Annotated in this window: 1 protein-coding gene; it reads left to right on the top strand. The window is 36.0% G+C overall.

From position 1 onward, the window contains the following. Nucleotides 1-239, top strand: a 239-nt coding sequence (locus tag SB764_RS44290) for a hypothetical protein (RefSeq protein WP_410867348.1), incomplete at both ends; no start/stop codon positions are given.

Raw genomic sequence — 239 nt, 5'->3', positions numbered from 1 at the left:
CTGCCATCTGTCTTTTTATAGGGCTGGCATTCTCAATAACTAAAATTTTAGTTTTTAAAAGATGTAATGTCATTTCCCGCCAGTATAGACACTATAACTTTTTCGTTAAACTTTATATTCCTGCTGTTTTCATCATCACGATGATCTTCTCTCTAAAGATCGGATTGTTTTGGGGAGTTTATGAGGCAGTAAAGAAAGACAGCTACCCTATTTCCAAACAGGTTTACCAGACAAGTTCC

The organism is Paraburkholderia sp. SIMBA_027 (genome assembly GCF_046535315.1).
Taxonomy (GTDB): Bacteria; Pseudomonadota; Gammaproteobacteria; order Burkholderiales; family Burkholderiaceae; genus Paraburkholderia; species Paraburkholderia tropica.
This window is presented reverse-complemented; position numbering and strand designations above follow the sequence as displayed.